Origin of the sequence: Paenibacillus sp. FSL R7-0313 (genome assembly GCF_037969885.1) — a bacterium.
Classification (GTDB): domain Bacteria; phylum Bacillota; class Bacilli; order Paenibacillales; family Paenibacillaceae; genus Paenibacillus.
The window spans coordinates 4,252,737-4,273,450 of the sequence record NZ_CP150219.1 but is presented as its reverse complement, the minus strand read 5'-3'; the positions used below and the strand labels follow the sequence as shown (position 1 = coordinate 4,273,450).

The following is a 20,714-nucleotide window of genomic DNA, read 5'->3' as shown; positions in this document are numbered from 1 at the left end:
GAAAGCGAGGCACATGACATCATGGAAATGAACACCTTGGTATGGATCGTTCTGCTGCTTCTGATCCTTGTGTTACTGGTCAGAGTCACCAGTCTGCAACGCCAATTAAATGAATTGAAAAGTGATGTGGAGCGTCTGGAGAACGGTTCAACAGTCAGCGCCCGCTCTGACTTCAATTACACATTGTCGCCGAAGGAAACATCTCACACAAGCCAACCAGCCCAATCGGATCTGGATCAGGAACTGCTTACACTTATACAACAAGGGAAAAAAATTATGGCGATCAAACGACTGCGTGAAGCCCGAGGTCTTTCGTTGAAGGAAGCCAAAGACTATGTTGATTCCCTAGATCGGTAATATACAACTCACATAACTCTCCGGGGAAGTTACTCCAGACTTTCGGTTGTTAACACAGACGCAGTAGAAAGTGTGGAATCTTCACCGAGAGTTTACTTTTCTAACGACATATGCTACTGTTATTTCTATATTACTAGAAATAAGAAATAAAGACGAAAGGACGGATCATGATGCAATCAAACTCGAATGAGATTGAACAAGTCGTCAAAATTCATAAAGCGCTGGGCGAGCAAACACGCTACAAAATCATTCAGATTTTATCGAGCGAAAGCAACCTGTGTCCCGCCGATCTGGAGAGCCGCCTTGTTACGGTTGCCCTATCGACTCTGTCTCATCATTTGAAACAGCTATCCGATTGTGGCCTGCTTACATCGCAGAAGAAAGGTACGTATATCTACTACAGCCTAAACACGGAGACTGCACAAAAGTTTGTTCCCTATCTGCTAAATAAATAAAAAATTTGAGTTATATTTCTATATAATTAGAAATATCGAAACAGTACCTCAACATTTATTAGTAGCACTAGGTCACCTAAGTTTACGCTTATACCAATATTCATTGTCAGGTTGTAACATTACCATTCGCGCAGATAGGGTGCATTCAGAGCATTCATGTCTTGTTCTATCGTCTTTATTTCTATATTTCTAAAAATATAATAATTACAATTAGAAAGAGGTTATGTTTCCATGTCTTCTTCTACGCTCAAAATCTATGTTCTTGCCTTGGTCAGCTTCCTTGTAGGAACGTCCGAATATGTCATTGCCGGCATTTTGGATCGCATTGCAGATACCATGAATATCTCTTTAATCGCTGCCGGACAGCTCATTACGATTTTTTCACTCGTATATGCGCTAGGTACACCTGTCATTATTGCACTGACTTCGCGCTGGGACCGTCGCAAGCTGTTGCTATACTTCCTCGGTCTATTCGTTTTGGCTAATGTTCTTGCCTATCTGTTGCCGGGTTATGGACTGTTCGTCGCAGCACGCGTGTTGATGGCTTTAGGGGCGGGCGTTGTTGTTGTCACGGCATTAACGGTTGCTTCCCAAATAGCGGCTGAGGGCAAACAAGCTAGTGCAATCGCCACAGTAATCACTGGATTTACGGCTTCTTTGATTGTTGGCGTTCCGCTCGGAAGGCTTGTGGCTGCATCTTGGGATTGGAAGCTCGTTTTTGCCGGTATCGCCGTTCTTGGCATTCTCGCCATGCTGGTGATCGCGGCCGCCATTCCGCCTTCCAAAGCAGAAGCGCCTGTTCCGCTGAAGAATCAACTCTCTTTGCTCAAACAGCCACGAATTGTACTGGCACTGCTGGTGACCTTTTTCTGGTTAGGTGGTTATTCCATTGCTTACACGTATATCTCACCTTATCTCGTAACCGTTGCAGGAATGAGCGAAGCACTACTCAGTTCAGCTTTACTCGCATTTGGTATTGCTAGTCTGATCGGTTCAAAAGTAGGAGGATTCGGTGCTGACAGATGGGGTGTCAAACGAACGTTGATCACAGGCATGACACTGCATATAATGAGTCTGGTCCTGCTGAATATAACGGCAAGCTCTCATCTCGCTGTCTTGCTTGTTCTGATTTTGTGGTCTTTTGCCGCGTGGTCCTCGGGTCCAACTCAGCAGTATAACCTCGTGACTATGGCTCCCGAATCCTCAGGTATTATGCTTAGTCTGAATAGTTCGGTCATGCAATTAGCTATGGCCGCCGGAGCAGGGATTGGTGGCATCGCAGTAAGCAGCGTCTCATTGTCATCCATCACCTGGATTGGGGCTGTCGGGGTCGTTATTGCCGTTATCATCGTCATAAGTTCGTACCGTTCAGCATCTACGAAAAGTAAACAAACCAATGCATCACACAACGTTGCCTGATATGGATTCGCAGTACTATGCGTAGTATAAAAGAGAAATTAAAAAGAGAGGCTCTGTACGCATACAGTGACCTCTCTTTAAACATTTTAACAGCTATTTTATTGCCGATAAGCTGAACTCTTATTGGGCCGTAACTGCACCATCGATCGGATATACTGCACCATTAATATACGGCGCTTCATCTCCAAGCAGGAAGGAAACCAGGTTAGCGATCTCTTCCGGTCTGCCAAGGCGTCCAGATGGAATGCTATCAACGGTTGCCTTGAACACTTCAGGGTTGTCTTTACCAAACTGAACAACCATCGGCGTCTCAATTGTACCTGGAGCAATCGCATTTACACGAATGTTGTCCTTGCCATATTCAATTGCAGCTGTGCGGGTCAAACCCACCACGCCATGTTTGGTTGCTGCGTAAGGTGCAACTGCGGGTACACCAACAATACCGGCTGTGGAGGCTGTATTCAGAATGGAACCCCCACCTGTTTTGAGCATTTCCGTAATCACATACTTCAACCCGTAGAATACACTTCTCAGGTTAATATCAATGATCTGGTCAAACTGCTCAATCGTATGTTCAATCAACTTGATCCCAGGACCTGCAATCCCTGCATTATTAAAGAACATGTCGATTCGCCCGAACTCTTCGACTGCTTTTTTCACATAATTCTCAACTTCAGGTGCTTTACTCACATCTGCTTGTACAAAAATAGCTTTACTTCCCAGCTTCTCAATCTGCTTAACGGTTTCAAGACCTGTCTCTTCGACAAGATCCACAACGACAATGAATGCGCCCTTCTCAGCCAGCTTTAGCGCTGCTGCTTGGCCCAATCCACTTCCTGCTCCAGTAATAATGGCTACTTTTCCTGCGTGACTCATGTTGTTCTCCTCCATGTGTGTGTGTCATCTTGTGATTGGATCGATGAATACGATATGAAACGTACGTACATGCAATGATGCAATATGTAGGTCAAAAATGGCATAAAACCTTCCTGACTTTACCTATTCTAATAGACTTTCGACATAAAAACAAATCATATAATATGTATTCATACTATATTACATGTCACATTTTCAGCATTCTATTCAAGAAGCACGCAACGATAGTGTCTTGTCACGTGCCCCTCTTTTACCTCTTTTACATAAACAATACTTTGAAAGTCGGTATCTCTACAACTTCACACGGTGCATTTCCGCTTTATCGAAACGGCTATCTTAGCAAATTGGTTTTTGCTAATTCAATAATTTCGTCCCCGCGTCCGTTGAGCACGGCTTTCATCATCCATAACGTGAATCCTTCCGCCTGTTTGATATCAATCTTCGGAGGTAAGGACAATTCCTGACGATTCACCACCACGTCAATCAACACAGGACCATCATGCTGAAGCGCACGCTGCACAGCTCCTTCCAGATCATCCGGATCTTCAACCCGAATACCTTCCATGCCCATGGCCTGAGCAACCATCGCAAAGTTGGGATTTACAAGCTCTGTCCCGGACTCCAGGAATCCGGCAGCTTTCATCTCCAGCTCAACAAAACCGAGTGCTCCATTATTAAACACCACAACTTTGATCGGCAGATTATGCTGTTTCAATGTCAACAAATCACCCATCAACATCGTAATACCACCATCACCCGATAACGAGATGACTTGTCTGCCTGGATCAGCGACCTGAGCACCAATTGCTTGTGGAAGTGCATTGGCCATCGTACCATGACTGAATGAACCAAGCAGCCTGCGGTTGCGGCTCATCTCGATATAACGGGCCGCCCATACTGTCGGAGTACCGACATCACAGGTGAAGATGGCATTTTCAGCTGCGGCATCACTAATGACCTTGGTCAGGTACTGCGGATGGATGGGCTTTTTACCCGGTTTTCCAACGGCCAGCTCGTCCAGATCTTTGCGTACTTTCACATAACGATCCACACTTTTACGCAAATGTTTGTCACTGTGTTCCTCTGTCAGATAAGGAAGCAAAGTTTCAATGGTCGCTTTCACATCCCCACATACGCCGTAATCCAGCTTCGTGCGCCGACCCAGATGGGAAGATTGAATGTCGACCTGAAGGACTTTCGCATCTTCGGGATAGAATTGACGATATGGGAAATCCGTTCCCAGCATTAGTAGTACATCACAGTCCATCATGGCATGATAACCGGATGAATACCCAATTAGACCCGTAAGACCCACGGAATAGGGGTTGTCATACTCCAAATATTCCTTCCCTCTTAACGCAATAACCATCGGGGATTTCAAGCGATCACAGAGCTGCATAAGGGGTTCCCGAGCGCCCGCGCAGCCTGCACCGCACAATAACGTAATTTTTTTGCCTTGATTCAGATACTCCGCCAGTTTCACGAGTTCAGGCTCAGAAGGATGTACCACGGGGTTGGTTGCGTGATACACATGCTCAGGCACAGGAAGATCCGCTGCTTCAAGTCCTGCTACATCCCCCGGCAATACAACGACGGACACACCTGAACGTGCGACTGCTGTCTGAATGGCCATCGTCAGAGAACGCGGCATCTGTTTTGCTGTTGTAATGACTTCACAATAATCACTACATTCCTGGAACAGATACTCCGGATGCGTCGCCTGAAAATATTCACTGCCAATCTCGTCACTTGGGATATGTGCAGCGATAGCGAGTACAGGAACACGATTGCGGTGACAGTCGTACAGACCATTAATCAGATGCATATTACCAGGACCACTGCTACCTGCGCAGACAGCGATACTTCCACTGACCTGAGCGTCCGCCCCAGCAGCAAATGCAGCTACTTCTTCATGACGTACATGAATCCACTCGATCTTGCCCGAACGACGAATGGAGTCGAGTACCGCATTCAAAGAGTCTCCAACAATGCCATATATGCGTTTGATGCCAGCGTTCAATAAGGATTCAACCAGAACGTCCGCGACTGTTTTTTTCATAAGTGATGGGTCTCCTTTAATTGCTCATTTTGATTATGTTTCCACTCGGTTAATATACCTATTCTTATACCCCAATCTTCCGAAAACCGAACCAACTCATATGTATTTCTGGATATATGAACAAAAACCGCCCCTTGAACCGTTATTTCATTGTTAGCAAAATGCCAAAAAATCCGCTTGTCGAATGACAAACGGATTACGGTTAAACTAGGTTTATTGTTATTTCATGTGGATTCCCGAATCCAAATCAGACACTAGATAGCAGGCATTACATTGCCACCACTTACCGGGATGTAGGCACCCGTGATAAATGACGACAGATCCGAAGCGAGAAAAGCTACCGCATTGGCAATTTCTTGATCTTCACCCCTGCGCTTCAGCGGCACGGTACGAGTATATGCCTCATCATGTCCAGGCTCACTGGATCGATCACGTTCACTAATTGTCCATCCAGGTGCAACCTGGTTTACGGTAATCTGATACTCTCCAACCTCCTTGGCAAGCACCCGATATACGCCATCCATTCCACGCTTACCAGCGGTGTAGGCCGATTGATGAGCGAAGTTTTGCATTGCACATTCCGTATTGATACCAATGAACCGACCGGCTCTGATATTTTGCATATGTGGAATGAAAGCTTTGGCAAGATACACACTCTGCATGACACAGGATTCGAACTGGCTCAAGTAATCTTCAGGAGACTGTTCCAACACCGTTGTCCATTCATATTGAATGACTGCATTGGCAACAACGATATCCACTCCGCCAAGGACAGGCTGAATTTCATCACGCATCCGAAATGCTGTATCCTGCTTGGTAATATCCCCCTGTACAATTACAGCCTTACGACCAAGTGCTTCAATCTCACTTTGAAGATCCCGAGCCTTGGTATCATTATTTATGTAATGTAGAGCCAGATTGGCGCCACAGGCTGCCAATGTGCGGGCGATGACTCGCCCCAGTTGTCCGGTTGCGCCTGTAACCAGAGCCGTTTTTCCTGAAAGATCCAATTGCATAACAGCGAAAACCTCCTAGAATTCATTTGTTCGAAAACGATTTCGGAAATATGTTATTTTTGTTCATTAATTACGCGTTATTCAGAGAGATATACAGCATTGTTCAATGCTGTATATGGTAGTTCAACTTTTTTCCTATATGTGGAGACTATTAATTATGATGTTGAATGAGATCAATTTCCTGGAAGCGACTGACTTCCTTTTCCCAACGATCTTCTACATATTGACGGTGAACCGGGTGATTGTTGTATGCATCATACGCAGCCTGATCTGCAAAGACCATCGAGAAGCTGTAGTCAAACTCATTCTTTTCACTTACCTGTCTCAGAACCTGAAATTGCTCTACCCCAGGAATGACAGCCAGTGCATCCGAACTTTCCTTCAAAAAGGCTTCGGCCTCCGGTGTATCTTTACCCGCGTAAAGTGTAAACGTTACCATATGTGTGATGCTGCTCATCTCTATTTCCTCCTCCAATATGTTCGTACTCTGTTTCCTAGTGTACATCCGAATGTGTTGTAAGCGCAATAATTGGTTGAATTAATTTTTAATGTACACAAAAAAACCTCAGGACAAATCCCGAGGTTTTTTTGTAATGTATGGACAAACTTATTTGTTGATGTTGTATTTACGGTTAAATTTATCAACACGGCCACCGATATCCACGTTTCTTTGTTTACCAGTGAAGAACGGGTGGGATGCGGAACTAGTGTCCACACGGATTACTGGGTAAGAGTTACCGTCTTCCCATTCCATAGTTTCGTTAGAGAACTTCGTGGAAGAACTCAGGAATTTGAAATCAGCACTTGCATCGTAAAAAATTACGAGTTGTGTCTTTGGATGGATGTCAACTTTTGGCATAATCTATTTACACTCCTTTAATATGGGTACTTCTTTAGAATCAAACTAAATTTTATTATACTCTTTTTTTGGACAAAGTACCAGCAGGATTTGAGGAATAGCTAAAAAAAATATGATATCTGTGATTTTGCACATAATCAGGTGTCACGCCGTTCCTTTCTCCAGTACATTCAACATGTACTCCAAAGCCTCCAGTTCATCCCTGCCTCTTGTCTGTAATCTGACAACACTACCATATCGAATGGGAAGTAACGCCATTCCAAGCAGGCTTTTGACATCTACACGATGCTCATGCTCAGACTCCATATACGACAAAATAATATCCGAGGAAAAACGTGACGCTTGAGAAGATACCGACATCAGATCATCCCGATGAAAATCAGCGTGAATCATAAATTCATGTACTCTCACAACCTTCAGTTCCTTTCGCTAAGTACTTATTCACCGTTATGGTGTGTATCGTTTTATATATTAAAATCTTCATGAATTATACCATGTTATGGGAGCTTGACCCATACTTTTTTTGCAAAAAAACAAAAAAGAGTCCTGAACTGCCGGACTCTTTCACGTTGCTCTTATCTGCCGTTTGGATATACCATGACCTTCAGACTGCCGCTTTTATTGTGTAATGCGCGCTCCATCGCCTGCTGTGTCTCTTCGAGTGAATAACGATCTGTAATCAGTGACATCACGTCATGCTGGCCGGAGCTCAGGAACTCAATCCCTGCCGGATACGTGTTGGCATAACGGAATATGCCATAGATATCAACTTCATTGTCCGCGATAAATGGAACATTGAGTGCGATCTCGTCCTGTGCAGGCAGGCCCACAATTGCAAGTTTGCCTCCACGTCGAAGTGAATACAGAGCGGATTGCAGCGCCTTCGGATTCCCTGCTGTTTCCCATGAGGTATCGACACCCACACCATTTGTTAACTCGCGAATCACAGCCAGCGCATCTTCATTTCGCACATTAATGGTATGAGTGGCACCCATGCGGCGAGCGGCTTCCAGCCTAACTTCCTCCAGATCCGTAACTATGATCTTCTCTACGCCGAAAGATTTGGCAGCAGCCACGGCCATGAGTCCAACTGGGCCCATACCCATAATCGCCAGGGTTGTACCCGGAGCCAACTTGCTGCGGCGTGCAGCGTGAATACCAACGGAGAATGGTTCGTTCATAGCTGCTTCCTCATAAGACAGATGATCAGGGATCGGGAATACCATATCTTCACGTATCACCATGTATTGTACAAATGCCCCATCCACCGGAGGGGTCGCTAGAAATTGTACATCCGGACACAAGTTATAACGACCTTCCTTGCATGCCGTGCACCGTCCGCAAGTCACCCCGGGTTCAATAGCAACCCGATCCCCTATTTTCAGACGTGATACGTTCGAGCCAACAGCAGCAATAATCCCCGCACACTCATGGCCCAGAATGATCGGTTTTTCCACCACAAATCTGCCAATGCGTCCATGTTCAAAATAATGCACATCCGAGCCACACACCCCAACAGCCATCACCTGGATTAACACTTCATCCGCTGCTGGTTGCGGGACGGGTTGTTCCTCAATAATGATGTGTCCTGGCTCTGTCATGACAGCAGCTTTCATGGTCTCTGGCAGTTGATGTTGTCGCACACGTATCTCCTCCTCATGTATGTCCATGCTGTCTATTCTACATCAAAGAAAATAAGGTATCTTCTTTCTTCCTTCCTAATTGCCAAGTTCATCTGCATCCGTAATTCCACTTAATAGATTGTTCGACCTTGTTCATCCGCAATGCCGCTCTTCCGATAGAAGTACGTATTGATCATGTCCCGCCATTCCTTCGCATGTTCGGCCTGGTTGTCCTGTAATGAAGCTACTTTACTGAAAATAACCGGGTCGATTTTGCCCTCCAGCCCTCTCCATGTCTCGGCTAACGCCTCTGCCTGCACAACACCTTCAAAGTGTGTATCATAAATATGCTGAATGACCGTTCTACCCGAATGCAGAACATGGGTGTACGGCACGTGATGGAAAAACAAGATCAGCTCATCCGGACAGGTGTCTACGGACTCATAACGATCAGCATTCTCAGGGTGATACTGTGAAGTGTATCCTGTGCCGCTGTTCACGGTTCGATCTACACCAATGCCATGACAATCGGCAAAGTGATACGTTCCCCATTTGGAATACTCGTATCCATCTACATTCGGCCCGTAATGATGTTCCGGGTTAACCATCCAACCCACACCGAGAGGCGCCGTGTAATTCTCATAGATATCTAATGAAGTCAAAAGCATGCCCGTAACCTGCCGCACAACTTCGTCTTCATGTCCAAATGTGAGTCTCACCCACTCATCGGCAATCTCTTCCGCGGACAGCTCCGGGTTCCACGCAAGTCTTCCGTATCCATATAGATTCGCCTGCGCGAGTGGATGTCCTGTCCAACAGGCATCTGCACCAATATTGGATACTGCGGCGAAGCCACTCTGAGGTCGTTTATACAGAGAACCGTCCGCGATTCGCTTGATCTCTGAACCCTCGCCTTTGGCGTATGTGTCAAAGTCCAATACTTCTTTCCACTGGGGAACCAGATAACAGAGATGACGCTGTTGCCCGGTATACTCCTGTGTAATCTGAAACTCAATCACCTGATTTGTATTTTCCATGGCGCCGAACAGCGGGGATACCGCCTCTCTCACCTGAAAGTCCATCGGCCCGTTTTTGATCTGCAAAATGACATTTTCGGCAAAACGCCCGTCCAGCGGCGTAAAGTGGTCATAGGCTGCACGTGCACGGTCAGTGGAACGATCCCGCCAGTCCTGCTTGCAGTTATAGACGAAGCAACGCCAGATGACCAATCCACCGAATGGCCGAAGAGCTTCAGCCAGCATGTTTGCACCATCGGCATGATCACGGTTATACGTGAACGGTCCCGGTCGATTCTCGGAGTCTGCCTTGATCAGGTAACCACCAAAATCCGGAATCGCTGCGTACACCTTCGCCGTTTGAATGTTCCACCATTCCCGTACCTTCGCATCCAGCGGATCTGCCGTATGCAATCCACCAATCTCAATTGGACTTGCGTAGTTGGCGCTCAGGAACAATCGAATGCCATATGCTCTGAATTCAGCGGCAACTTTCGCCACATCACCAAGATAACGTTCGGTCAGAAACAGACTCTCACGGCGGTGTACATTGACGTTGTTGATCGATATAGCATTGATTCCCGTGGAAGCGAGTAAACGTGCGTAATCCCGGATACGTCCCAAGTCCAGCGTAAATTCCCCGTTATCGTAGAAAATGGAGTCTCCTGCGTAACCCCGTTCAATACTGCCGTCCACGTTATCCCACTGATTAATCATTCGTAGTGCATTGATAGGCTGCTCTGTAATATAGCTCCACTTGCTCACAGCGTCATCCGCCTTACTTGCACTTCCTTGATCCATTGTCAGTTCCCGAAGCAGATGGAATGTACCATACAGCACACCTTGGGGGGTCTCTGAACCAATGACCAGTACACCCTCGGTCTCGTTCTCACGAATGATGTACCCTTCTCCTTGAACAGTTGAACGCTCTTTCTCACTGAACGAACCAGCCACCGAATTGCTTCCTGTCCAAGTACCGATTCGTATCGCGGGAGCGGAAGTGTTATTGTCCCGCTCACTTTGCTGAGTATCAGACAGATGACTGACCGACGGTTTCACGCCATACAACTTCTCCAGTCCTCGTGAAAGTTCGGTCAGAGCTGTTGTGATTACTCCATGGTTCTCTTCCGCGAGTATCCGCTTGCTCCACGCAGGAGCCGTCTTTTGGGCAAGTCCATTCGCTCTTGGCAATTCGGAGTGATACCCCAGCCACGCATCGTACTGTGGACCTGACAAGGCAGTTTGAACGACGGATTGGTTCATTGTACCGCCTCCTTACTGGCATAGATCTGCGCAAGGCGATTCCCTTTTCCTTCGAGTAGCCATAGAATCGACGTTACACCACGCGGATAGTACTTGCTGCCAACCGCTACACCAGACAGGATCTGGTCGCTCCAGCACCAGTAGGATTCCTCCGGATGCAGCAGCCAGTTGACATGAGCCGCGTCTGCTGCCTTGCCTGTCTCATCCCATTCCACATCCAGCAGCTCTCTAGCGATAAACTGGGACAAATAGATTTTGCTTAACCACGAGTTATTACTTGTTGAGGACAGTTTCCATCCTCCATCTTCGAACAGGCATGTTCCCGGTACAAGAATCGTCTTCAGATGAGTTTGGAGAGCTTTCAGATAAGGTCCAAAACGACCATTGACATCCAGTGCTGCTTCACAGCCTGTAAAGTACGGGAACACCAAACCTTCAATCGCCGGAATGATTCGAGAATCATTATTTTCTGCAATTACAGCTGGAATGTAGCCGCCATCAGTCAACTGTGCAGCAATACTGGCAGCGCAGCGATCCGCTTGAAGCCCTGCTTGATGGGACAGATCGGCCAACTTCTCAGTTGCGAACAGCTTCTCCAATGCAACATAGACCGCCCAACATTTACCCGCCAGATAGATATTATTGCGAGACTGTCCAAGTGACACATCCAGGCTATCATAGGTTGTAATCTCCGCTCCACCTTGGGTACGGCTGCTATCCAGACCCATCAGGCCGTTACGCTGCTCAGCGTTAGGATGGTCACGATTAAGCATACTTTCGAAGCAATCCTGGATAACAGGCAACATATTTTTCACAAAAGCTTGATCCTGTGTCTGTTCAATGTACACTGTCGCGCAGCAGAGCCAGTTCACCAGTTCTTCGTGACTCATCTGTGAGAAGCAGTCGTCAATGCCAACCAGTTCATATGCCGAGTGTCCAGGGCGTGAGAACACATTGGCAACACCAATATCATGGGTAAAGGTAATTCCGCCCGGATATAGCTTTTCTTCCCCCGGGAAACGAACCTGATCCGTATAACTGTATCGTTTCACAAACCACTCCAGCTCATTACGCACCGTCCATGGATTCAAGGCAAGCTCGAAGTACAACTGATCAGCTGTCAGATCAAGTGTGTTCATCATCCGATACTCCCCTTCGTTCACCACCCAGAGTGGCTCACCATCGGCATCCAGCAGTTGAGTACTGGCATAATAGCTGTGAATGGAATGAGCCAGCATGAATGATTGATCTTCGGTCAAAGCAGCCGATCCAAGGCGCTGTTCAACCTCTCCACAGGAAGCTGTCAATTCACTGAAGCGTTGTAGTGCATACTCGCCTGCTGCCTGAATATCGGCGAAATACCGCGTATACCAATACGTTGTGTCCATTCCGGTCGTCACAATGCCCCCGCGATAGAAACATACTGCGAATTGATACGTACGTTTCTCTCCAGCCGGCACCTCCATCAGTAGTGCAGCGGTTGAGCCAAGTCCAAATGCCAGATTCTCCCGATGTTTCTCTTGCAAGAGTTTCTCCAGCGTAAATCCACGTGCGGGCCACAGTCCGTCATCTGCTGACATAATTGCTGTAAGTCGACCTTGTCCCACACCTGTGATGGAGCCACCTTCCGGTCCCCCGATCAGACGCATCGCAGAGTACGGATCATTGCCCTGATAGCCAAAGTAGGCTTTGCGTCGTTGTTGACCTTGTGTATTGTCAATCGTCATCTCCACCAATACGGCAGGTACGAGTGCATCCATTAATTCTTCACGATCCCCATTCGTTGGATCAGGTACTGGACGAACAGGCGAGTAGATACGGAACGTCAGATCTCCAGCAGTCCATGTATCCGTACCTGAGGTGAATTCACGGATAATATCGTCATCGCGAAAAGCCGTAATAAGAGGTTGTGGAACTTTGGACGCTGTTGTCGACGCCGTGCCCCCATTCTCCAACTTCTCTACATCATAGCGGCTGCTCTCATCCTCGGAAGCTTCATAAAAAGGAAGTGCCTGATAATTGTCGCCATCGCGAGATTGTAATCCAATATATACATTCTGGTCTGCCGGCTTGCCAAGTTCAAGACCCAGCCCGCCTTTGGCTCCTTTGTATCCCAGTGTAAAACTCGCAAAAGCACCAATCGGTGCGTGATGTGCATTATAAAAGATGGATTTGGATGTGCTCACGAATCATAACCCCTCTCAAAATGGATTGCATGCGTTTTCATTAGCCCCATCCTAACACGTGGTTCCACCTCAGACCATGATCAAATCAATCGGATATTTACCCAAATCAAGCTGATAGACTATAATGGATTAAAGCGGTTACACAAAACCATTCCATTTGATATAAATTCGAGTTCAAAAAGAGTGGTTTTCAGTACCAAGAAGATGGGATGAAGCTAGAAATGGAGTAGCGGAGCGTAGATAGAGCTACGTGAGCAACGGACATTTCGGCTGAATGCCATATTCGATGCTGATGATGCCACTAGGCATCCTACGTAATCAAAAGCTCTTTTTTTGAACAACCTCTATAAAGGGAGGAATCTTCCATGTCTTCAACGTACTTGCCTCCTACTTTGGGAGAAAGTGTCCATGAAGTTTTTTATCCAGATGTGCAAACAACGGTTAATCTGTTCGCCATTCATTTACGAAGTGTGGGTATGGACTGGGATTATCCGGCGCATGAGCACCCTCAATATGAATTGAATTATGTCACGGAAGGCGAGCAACGCATGATGGTGAATGGTACCCTATACATTCAAAAGGCTGGCGAACTGCTCCTGATTCCTCCGGGAAGCATTCATTCCAGCCAGAGCCATAACGGCAAGGGATTCACGTATTTTTGCATGCATTTTGACATTGATGATCAATTGTTCCTATCGTTGCTGGCACGCATCAAACAAGTGCGATTCAGTGCGGATAGTCCGGTTACACAGCAGATCGAGCCGGTTTTGCGCAAATTGATGTCATCAGCGGATGATGAAACAGCCAATACGATGGTACAGCGTATGCAGCTGCAATCTGCGGTATTTGAACTATTTGGCCATCTGTGGGAGGCGGTCTCGCAAGAGGCAGCGCAATGGTTTACCGACGGACATGAAAAGATCGAACTCGCCCACCAGATTCGTAATCGATTGCAAGGCCTGATGAGTCAGCAATTCAAACAGGGACACGAGTCCAACGGTCACTATGGCATTGATGACATTGCAGCAGAGCTGGGCATCAGTTCTTCTCACTGTAATCGCGTGTTCAAACAGGTGTTTGGTCAGTCTCCACGTGCTGTATTGTCCCAGTTGGTTTTGCATGAAGCGAAGCTTCTTCTGGGCAATCCGAAGCTGTCTGTTCAGAATATTGCCGTCATGCTTGGTTATAAGGATATTGCCCATTTCAGTCGTCAATTCAAGCGCTGGTCCGGCATGTCACCCTCCCGTTACCGACAGGAACAGCCTGCTCTGGAATAAGGTCCAGTAGCAGGCTTTTTGTCTTTCTTATTTATTTCAACAAACGCTTAATCAGCTTCAGCTTGTTATCATACGGTGGATACAGAATCGGCAGATTCAATTTGGTGCTTTTTTTCAGTACACTTTTGAGATGAGAGAAGGTTTCGAAGCTGTACTGCCCATGATACGAACCAACACCGGAATGACCAACACCGCCAAACGGCAGACGCGGATTCGCAACATGCGTGATGGTATCGTTAATGCAGCCGCCTCCAAAAGAAACTTCGCGCAGCACTTTGTCCTGAACCCGGGTGTCGGAAGTAAACAGATACAAGGCGAGTGGTTTCGGCCGCTTTACGATCTCTACAATGGCTTCATCCAGGTTACGGTAGCTAATGATCGGCAGAATCGGTCCAAAAATCTCATCTTCCATCGTTGCTGCATCCCAAGACTCCGCATCAATCAGTGTTGGTTCAATAAAGCGATCTTCCTCATCCGAAGCTCCCCCATAGATCACTTTGGCCTGATCCCGCTCAATCAAAGTTGTCAGACGTTTAAAATGTCCCTTGTTCACGATTCGCCCATAGTCCTTGTTGTGCTGGATATCCGAACCAAAGAAGGACACAATCGCTGCTTTCATCTCCGTAATTAACGGTTCCTTCACGCGCTCATGTACGAGCAAATAATCGGGTGCGATACAGGTCTGTCCTGTATTGAGCAGTTTGCCCCATATAATGCGCTCCGCAGCTACTTTGATATCCGCCTGTTCATCAACAATGACCGGACTCTTACCGCCCAGTTCCAACGTAACGGGAACGAGATTTTTGGCAGCTGCCTCCATCACAATCTTGCCTACCGGCACACTGCCTGTAAAAAAGATATAGTCGAATGGCGCGTTAATCAGCGCTGTCGTTGTGTCTTTTGCACCGTCAAGCACTTGTACGTAAGCCGGTTCGAACACACTCGCAATCATCTCACGTACAACAGCCGACACCGCAGGTGTATTCTCTGATGCTTTGAGCACGGCTGTGTTACCTGCTGCAATCGCACCTACCAATGGTTCGATTAAGAGTTGAAAAGGATAATTAAACGGTCCGATAATCAGAACCGCCCCGTAGGGTTCGGGTATGATATAACTTTTCGAACCAAGGAGAGCCATCTGCGTTTTTACTTTAACGGGCTTCACCCATTTATTCACTTTACGAATGGTGTGTGTGATGCTGTCCATCATAAATCCGATCTCGGTTGTGTAGGATTCGAACTCACTTTTGCCCAAATCCTGATAGAGAGCTTCAGTCAGTCTGGTCTCATACTTTTGAATCGCCTGCTTGAGTTGGTTCAGACGGGCAATTCTAGCTTCTGCCGATCGTGTGGCCCCGGAACGAAAAAACTTTCGTTGCTGCTCCAAAATCTGTTCAACTTCCTGACTGGTTACTTCCTGTATAGTTGTTGTCATATATACATACTCCTCTATTTATTATTGATTAAGCGTTTAAACTTACGAACCTATAAGGCACATGCAAAAGCATGTTTTATCACTTTTAATCTACAGACACTCTTCTTCCAAAGCAGCTACCAATTCCTTCAGCAGTTCCACCGATGCATTCAATGAAGCCGAATAATATCGCTGTGTGCCCTTCTGTTCCACAGATATTAGCCCCTTCTCTAACAACAGCTTGAGATGATGAGATATGGCTGGTCGGGATAGGCTGGACTGTTCGGTAATTTCATTCACTGTCATTCTACCCTTCTCGGTGAGTGTCAGCAAAATGGATTGACGATGGTTGTCACTTAACACCTGAAATAACGGGATACAGGTTTGAAAAACGCTAATTGCTTTTTGTCCCATGGTTTCACCTCTGTACTATTTCTTCAATATTTCTGCGTATATTTTCTCTGTTTGACGTCTGTTGGTTTAAACATTTGAACCTAATAACAGAATTGTACTCTTTATTCACTTGAACTGCAAGTGAACCATCAACTAAATTTAATATAATGCCGATAAAGCGCTTCCATACTACCATACAAGTATGGTAGTATATCAATGAAGGAGTTGAAGTTGTGGAATATACCCCAAAGTTATCATCCAAAGCTGGTTTGTTGCCTGTTGCGAGCAGTATGTCTTCCATGAATAAGCAGCAATCTTACTCAACGCGAGATATCGTTTACTTCACGCTGAAACAATACATTTTGAGTCTAAAAATGCCTCCGGGAACAGCTATTTCCGAGAAGGAAATTTCGCTGGAGTTCCAGGTCAGCCGGACACCTGTTCGAGAAAGTTTTGTAAGGCTTGCTCAGGAAGGTCTGCTGGAAGTGTATCCACAGCGTGGCACATACGTCTCTCTGATTCAGGTTGATCTCGTTGAGGAAGCACGGTTCATGCGTGAACAGCTCGAACGAGCCGTCATCAGGCTAGCCTGCGAGAACTTTCCGAACGAACAGATGGTAGCTCTTGAACAGAACCTTGCGTGGCAACAGGAATGCAGGGTCAAACCGGATGATGAACGAATGTTCCAATTGGATGAGGAATTCCATAGCACTCTTTTTGCAGGCTGCAACAAAAGCAACACCTGGACTGTTATCCAGCAGATGAATGTACATTTGAATCGAAGTCGCATGTTACGCCTGTCCTCGGACCACCAGTGGGATCACCTAATTGAACAGCACCGGTCTATGGTCAAGGCCATTCAGCAGCATGATGCCGACACAGCAGAGCGACTGATGCAGGAACATTTGCATTTAACTGTCACCGATTTGGCTGTCCTGCAGGATACATATCCTTCCTATTTTCAATGACTGAATTTTTCTTCCTACTATTCATGATGAGGTGAACGTGATGAGAATGGTTTTTCGCTGGTTCGGCGAAGGCAATGATACGGTAACGCTGGATCATATCCGGCAGATTCCGGGTGTTGAAGGTATTGTGTGGGCACTGCACGATGTTCCTGCTGGCGAGGAATGGCCGATGGACAAAATACTCGCTGTCAAAACAGCAGCGGACAAGGCCGGGTTACATCTGGATGTCGTTGAGAGTGTGAACATCCATGAGGATATCAAGTTGGGCCTGCCATCAAGGGATAAATACATTGCAAATTATATTAAAACAATGGAGAAACTGGCTCAGGTGGGTGTGAAGGTCATCTGTTACAACTTTATGCCGATCTTCGACTGGCTTCGCACGGATATGCACAAGGAAATGGAGGATGGCTCAACTGCCCTCTTCTATGAGCACAGTAAACTCGCAGATATAGAACCTCTAGAACTCGTTCGACGCATTACGGAGAACTCCGCACTCACCATGCCAGGTTGGGAACCGGAACGATTGCAGTATTTAACAGGTCTGTTCGAAGCCTACAAGGATGTAACCGAGGATCATATGTGGGAGCACGCACGTTATTTCCTGCAAGAGATTATTCCTACAGCCGAACGGCTGGGGATTCGAATGGCCATCCATCCGGATGACCCGCCATGGCCAATCTTTGGATTACCAAAGATTATTACAAGTCAGGAGAATGTTCGGAAATATTTGAATCTTTATGATAGCCCTTACAACAGCGTGACGTTATGCAGTGGCTCTTTGGGAGCAAATGCTGATAATGACATTATCGGGATGATACACGAGTTCAAGGATCGGATTCCATTTGCCCACATTCGTAATGTAAAAATCTACGATAACGGCGACTTTATCGAAACCTCACATCGCAGTCAGGATGGAAGTGTTGATATTGCAGGGGTTGTTGAGGCTTATCACGATATCGGTTATGAAGGTTATGCAAGACCCGACCACGGTCGTCATCTCTGGGGAGAACAGTGCCGACCTGGTTATGGACTCTATGACCGGGCTTTGGGGATCATGTATCTCTGGGGCGTCTGGGATTCCCTGCAAAGGAGGGCAAAAGCATGAGTGAACGTCAATATGAACGCTCATCTCGTCTCGAAGGCAGAACGGCTGTAATCACCGGAGGTGCCGGAGTATTATGCCGCTCCATGGCGGAAGAACTCGCTCGGCACGGTGCAAGTGTAGCCATCCTGAACCGCACTGTGTCCAAGGGGCAGGAAGTTGTAGCTGCGATTGAAGCTGCCGGTGGCAGAGCGATTGCGATTGCCTGTGACGTAACCCAGGCCGATAGTGTGCAAGCAGCGGCAGATGCGGTACTGGAACAGCTCGGACCATGTGATATTCTGATCAATGGCGCGGGTGGCAATAACGCCAGTGCCAACACCACAAATGAAATTTTCAGATTGGAAGATCTGGAAAAGAGCGATGTCACTACATTTTTTGATGTAAGTGTAGAGGGATTTCGTCAGGTGATGGATCTGAATTTTGTCGGTTCTCTCATCCCCACTCAGATCTTTGCAAAACATATGATAGAGCGCGATGTTCCCGCTACAGTCATAAACATTTCTTCCATGAGCGCCCCATCGCCCATGACGAAAGTTCCAGCTTACAGCGCTGCGAAGGCAGCCATTAACAACTTCACGCAGTGGCTCGCCGTTCATCTGGCCGAATCCGGTATTCGTGTCAACGCTATTGCACCCGGATTTTTCCTGACCGAGCAAAACCGTAATCTATTACTGCAACCAGACGGCTCACCAACGGAACGTTCCAGTAAAATTATTGCGCATACACCCATGCGCCGCTTTGGCAAACCGGAAGACCTGCTTGGCACATTAATGTGGCTTGCGGATGAAAGACAGTCCGGCTTTGTCACTGGCACAGTCATTCCGGTAGATGGCGGATTTATGGCATATTCCGGTGTTTAACGATTTCTTACACAGACACTCCGATGAAAGAACAACCTTCCAATCGCTGTTATCCCCAGATTTTATCGATTCACTTCTCCGAAGGAGAAATCCGGGAATAAAGGCGAGCGCTTCGCTTTTTCAGGTTTTTTCTTTCCTCTCCGTTACGTGCAAATGAATCAGTTCAACTAATATAGAGAATTTATAGAGACCGAAGCTTGGGATACATACCCAGGTTTCGGTTTTTTGCGTTCAAGCATAAGATCATCTAGCATAGGAGAAGCTTGTTATAATGCATGTTCAAAAGCAAACTTTTTAAACAACCTCATAATACAGCTACGGTGAAATAAAGGAAGGTGATACATATATGATGGAAGAAACATGGGTTGTTGCCGTACGGTCTATTATTGCCTTTCTGACCCTGATCATCTATACAAGGGTGCTGGGCAAACAGCAGATGGGTAACTTGACGTATTTTGATTACATTAACGGCATCACAATCGGTTCCATTGCAGGTACGTTTGCAACCGATCTCTCGTCCAAGGCCTGGATTCATTTTGTGGCCTTGACCATTTTCACAATCATTACGATCATCTTTCAGTATATTACGCTGAAGAATCGCACCATCTCCAAATTAATGGACTCAGATCCCACATTGATCATCCAGAACGGTAAAATTCTCGAACAGAACCTGAGTAAAATGCGAGTCAAATTTGATGAATTGACCATGATGCTGCGGCAAAAGGATGTATTTGATATTACGACGTTAGATTATGCGATTCTGGAACCGGATGGCAGCCTCTCGGTTGTTTTGAAACCTGAGAATCAACCGGTAACCGCAAAAGACATGCATATGCACCCGCCGAAGAGCAAGCTGATGACCGAGATTATCATTGATGGCCTGCTGATTAAGCAAAATCTTGAGGAAAGACACAAAGATATTAATTGGCTCAGTGAACAGCTGAAAAAGCAAAACATTACGATACAGGATATCGCTTTTGCCGCCATATTACCCAATGACAAATTGTATGTGGACCTGTTCAAGGATAAGATCACCGAAAAAATCGATATGGGCGATTATGAGGGGCCTTTCTAAACTCTTTACATGAAGGAGGCGGTTGAATGAAAACGCGTTTCTGGCTGCTATATGTGCTTCCGATCTTCCTCATTCTTGTATTCGTTGCGATTATGGCTAGCGGAGCCTTTCTCAAAAAGCCCTTTGGCAACGATGATCGCTTGCTTGAATCTATACAAACGTTAGAGAAACAGGTTGAGGGAAAACAATGGACTGAAGCCAAGTCTCAAGTTAATTACGCAATGCAAGCTTGGGATAAGGTCGTTAACCGCATTCAGTTCAGTGTGGAACGTGAAACGATATATGATATTCTGGGCACGCTTGCTCGGATCAAGGGCGGCGTTGCGGCAGAGGATGATAAGGCGATTATGGAAGAGATTTATTACTTTTATGTGTTATGGGATAATCTTGGAGATTAAGTTCAATATCTTTAATATCAGACTTCAATATCAGATGTACGTCCAAAAGCAAAAGGCACTCTCCTTTCATGAAGAAAGGAAGTGCCTTTTTTT

General features: G+C 46.4%; 20 protein-coding genes. 9 read left to right on the top strand and 11 right to left on the bottom strand.

Going from position 1 to position 20,714, the window contains the following annotated elements; all coding sequences use genetic code 11:
• Positions 1 to 21 precede the first annotated feature (21 nt).
• The 3 genes from NSQ38_RS18840 (at position 22) to NSQ38_RS18830 (ending at position 2,231) form a co-directional block, all read left to right on the top strand.
• Positions 22 to 357 carry a ribosomal protein L7/L12 gene (locus tag NSQ38_RS18840; protein WP_289389402.1) on the top strand — a complete coding sequence of 112 codons (336 nt, stop codon included), beginning with the start codon at positions 22 to 24 and terminating at the stop codon, positions 355 to 357.
• Between the two features lie 167 nt (positions 358 to 524).
• Entirely contained in the window at positions 525 to 812 is a 288-nt protein-coding gene (locus NSQ38_RS18835) for a metalloregulator ArsR/SmtB family transcription factor (RefSeq protein ID WP_091029659.1), read from the top strand.
• Between the two features lie 231 nt (positions 813 to 1,043).
• Positions 1,044 to 2,231 carry an MFS transporter gene (locus NSQ38_RS18830; protein ID WP_091029658.1) on the top strand — a complete coding sequence of 396 codons (1,188 nt, stop codon included), beginning with the start codon at positions 1,044 to 1,046 and terminating at the stop codon, positions 2,229 to 2,231.
• Between the two features lie 120 nt (positions 2,232 to 2,351).
• On the opposite strand, the gene NSQ38_RS18825 is transcribed toward NSQ38_RS18830, so the two are convergent.
• The 9 genes from NSQ38_RS18825 to NSQ38_RS18785 all read right to left on the bottom strand — a co-directional run bounded on the left by NSQ38_RS18825 (position 2,352) and on the right by NSQ38_RS18785 (position 13,128).
• Positions 2,352 to 3,107 (bottom strand): glucose 1-dehydrogenase, encoded by a 756-nt coding sequence (locus NSQ38_RS18825; RefSeq protein WP_339783435.1) that lies wholly within the window; start codon positions 3,105 to 3,107, stop codon positions 2,352 to 2,354.
• Between the two features lie 331 nt (positions 3,108 to 3,438).
• Entirely contained in the window at positions 3,439 to 5,166 is a 1,728-nt protein-coding gene (gene poxB / locus NSQ38_RS18820; RefSeq protein WP_339783433.1) for a ubiquinone-dependent pyruvate dehydrogenase, read from the bottom strand.
• Between the two features lie 254 nt (positions 5,167 to 5,420).
• A complete protein-coding gene (locus NSQ38_RS18815) occupies positions 5,421 to 6,182 on the bottom strand; it encodes an SDR family oxidoreductase (RefSeq protein WP_339783431.1) in 762 nt (253 codons plus the stop codon).
• A 151-nt stretch (positions 6,183 to 6,333) separates the two neighbouring features.
• A complete protein-coding gene (locus tag NSQ38_RS18810) occupies positions 6,334 to 6,639 on the bottom strand; it encodes a Dabb family protein (protein WP_091029652.1) in 306 nt (101 codons plus the stop codon).
• A 150-nt stretch (positions 6,640 to 6,789) separates the two neighbouring features.
• Entirely contained in the window at positions 6,790 to 7,041 is a 252-nt protein-coding gene (locus NSQ38_RS18805) for a type B 50S ribosomal protein L31 (protein ID WP_062834756.1), read from the bottom strand.
• A 144-nt stretch (positions 7,042 to 7,185) separates the two neighbouring features.
• Positions 7,186 to 7,452, bottom strand: a complete 267-nt coding sequence (locus tag NSQ38_RS18800) for an HPr family phosphocarrier protein (RefSeq protein ID WP_026081056.1) — start codon at positions 7,450 to 7,452, stop codon at positions 7,186 to 7,188.
• Positions 7,453 to 7,616: 164 nt separating this feature from the next.
• The gene (locus NSQ38_RS18795; protein ID WP_339783429.1) at positions 7,617 to 8,711 is read right to left on the bottom strand and encodes an NAD(P)-dependent alcohol dehydrogenase; all 1,095 of its coding nucleotides are present in this window, start codon (positions 8,709 to 8,711) and stop codon (positions 7,617 to 7,619) included.
• A gap of 83 nt (positions 8,712 to 8,794) precedes the next feature.
• Complete coding sequence (locus tag NSQ38_RS18790) at positions 8,795 to 10,942, bottom strand: alpha-glucuronidase family glycosyl hydrolase (RefSeq protein ID WP_339783427.1); 2,148 nt, start codon at positions 10,940 to 10,942, stop codon at positions 8,795 to 8,797.
• Positions 10,939 to 13,128, bottom strand: coding sequence for a glycoside hydrolase family 52 protein (locus tag NSQ38_RS18785; protein WP_339783425.1), 2,190 nt, complete (start codon positions 13,126 to 13,128; stop codon positions 10,939 to 10,941). Before NSQ38_RS18785 ends, NSQ38_RS18790 begins: the two co-directional genes overlap by 4 nt.
• 365 nt (positions 13,129 to 13,493) lie before the next feature.
• Here NSQ38_RS18785 and NSQ38_RS18780 point away from each other — a divergent pair, with 365 nt between their 5' ends.
• Positions 13,494 to 14,405: an AraC family transcriptional regulator gene (locus NSQ38_RS18780; protein WP_338587069.1), complete on the top strand. Its 912-nt coding sequence runs from the start codon at positions 13,494 to 13,496 to the stop codon at positions 14,403 to 14,405.
• Positions 14,406 to 14,436: 31 nt separating this feature from the next.
• On the opposite strand, the gene NSQ38_RS18775 is transcribed toward NSQ38_RS18780, so the two are convergent.
• Positions 14,437 to 15,840 carry an aldehyde dehydrogenase gene (locus NSQ38_RS18775; protein ID WP_339783423.1) on the bottom strand — a complete coding sequence of 468 codons (1,404 nt, stop codon included), beginning with the start codon at positions 15,838 to 15,840 and terminating at the stop codon, positions 14,437 to 14,439.
• 90 nt (positions 15,841 to 15,930) lie between these two features.
• Positions 15,931 to 16,233, bottom strand: coding sequence for a metalloregulator ArsR/SmtB family transcription factor (locus tag NSQ38_RS18770; protein WP_017688208.1), 303 nt, complete (start codon positions 16,231 to 16,233; stop codon positions 15,931 to 15,933).
• Positions 16,234 to 16,502: 269 nt separating this feature from the next.
• On the opposite strand from NSQ38_RS18770, the gene NSQ38_RS18765 reads away from it, so the two are divergent.
• The 5 genes from NSQ38_RS18765 (at position 16,503) to NSQ38_RS18745 (ending at position 20,621) form a co-directional block, all read left to right on the top strand.
• Positions 16,503 to 17,180 carry a GntR family transcriptional regulator gene (locus NSQ38_RS18765; protein ID WP_339790591.1) on the top strand — a complete coding sequence of 226 codons (678 nt, stop codon included), beginning with the start codon at positions 16,503 to 16,505 and terminating at the stop codon, positions 17,178 to 17,180.
• 40 nt (positions 17,181 to 17,220) lie between these two features.
• Entirely contained in the window at positions 17,221 to 18,288 is a 1,068-nt protein-coding gene (gene uxuA / locus NSQ38_RS18760) for a mannonate dehydratase (protein ID WP_091029633.1), read from the top strand.
• Complete coding sequence (locus NSQ38_RS18755) at positions 18,285 to 19,148, top strand: SDR family oxidoreductase (protein ID WP_091029632.1); 864 nt, start codon at positions 18,285 to 18,287, stop codon at positions 19,146 to 19,148. Before uxuA ends, NSQ38_RS18755 begins: the two co-directional genes overlap by 4 nt.
• Positions 19,149 to 19,494: 346 nt before the next feature.
• Positions 19,495 to 20,223: a DUF421 domain-containing protein gene (locus NSQ38_RS18750; protein ID WP_091029630.1), complete on the top strand. Its 729-nt coding sequence runs from the start codon at positions 19,495 to 19,497 to the stop codon at positions 20,221 to 20,223.
• Between the two features lie 26 nt (positions 20,224 to 20,249).
• The gene (locus NSQ38_RS18745) at positions 20,250 to 20,621 is read left to right on the top strand and encodes a DUF4363 family protein (RefSeq protein ID WP_091029627.1); all 372 of its coding nucleotides are present in this window, start codon (positions 20,250 to 20,252) and stop codon (positions 20,619 to 20,621) included.
• The last annotated feature ends 93 nt before the right edge of the window (positions 20,622 to 20,714 follow it).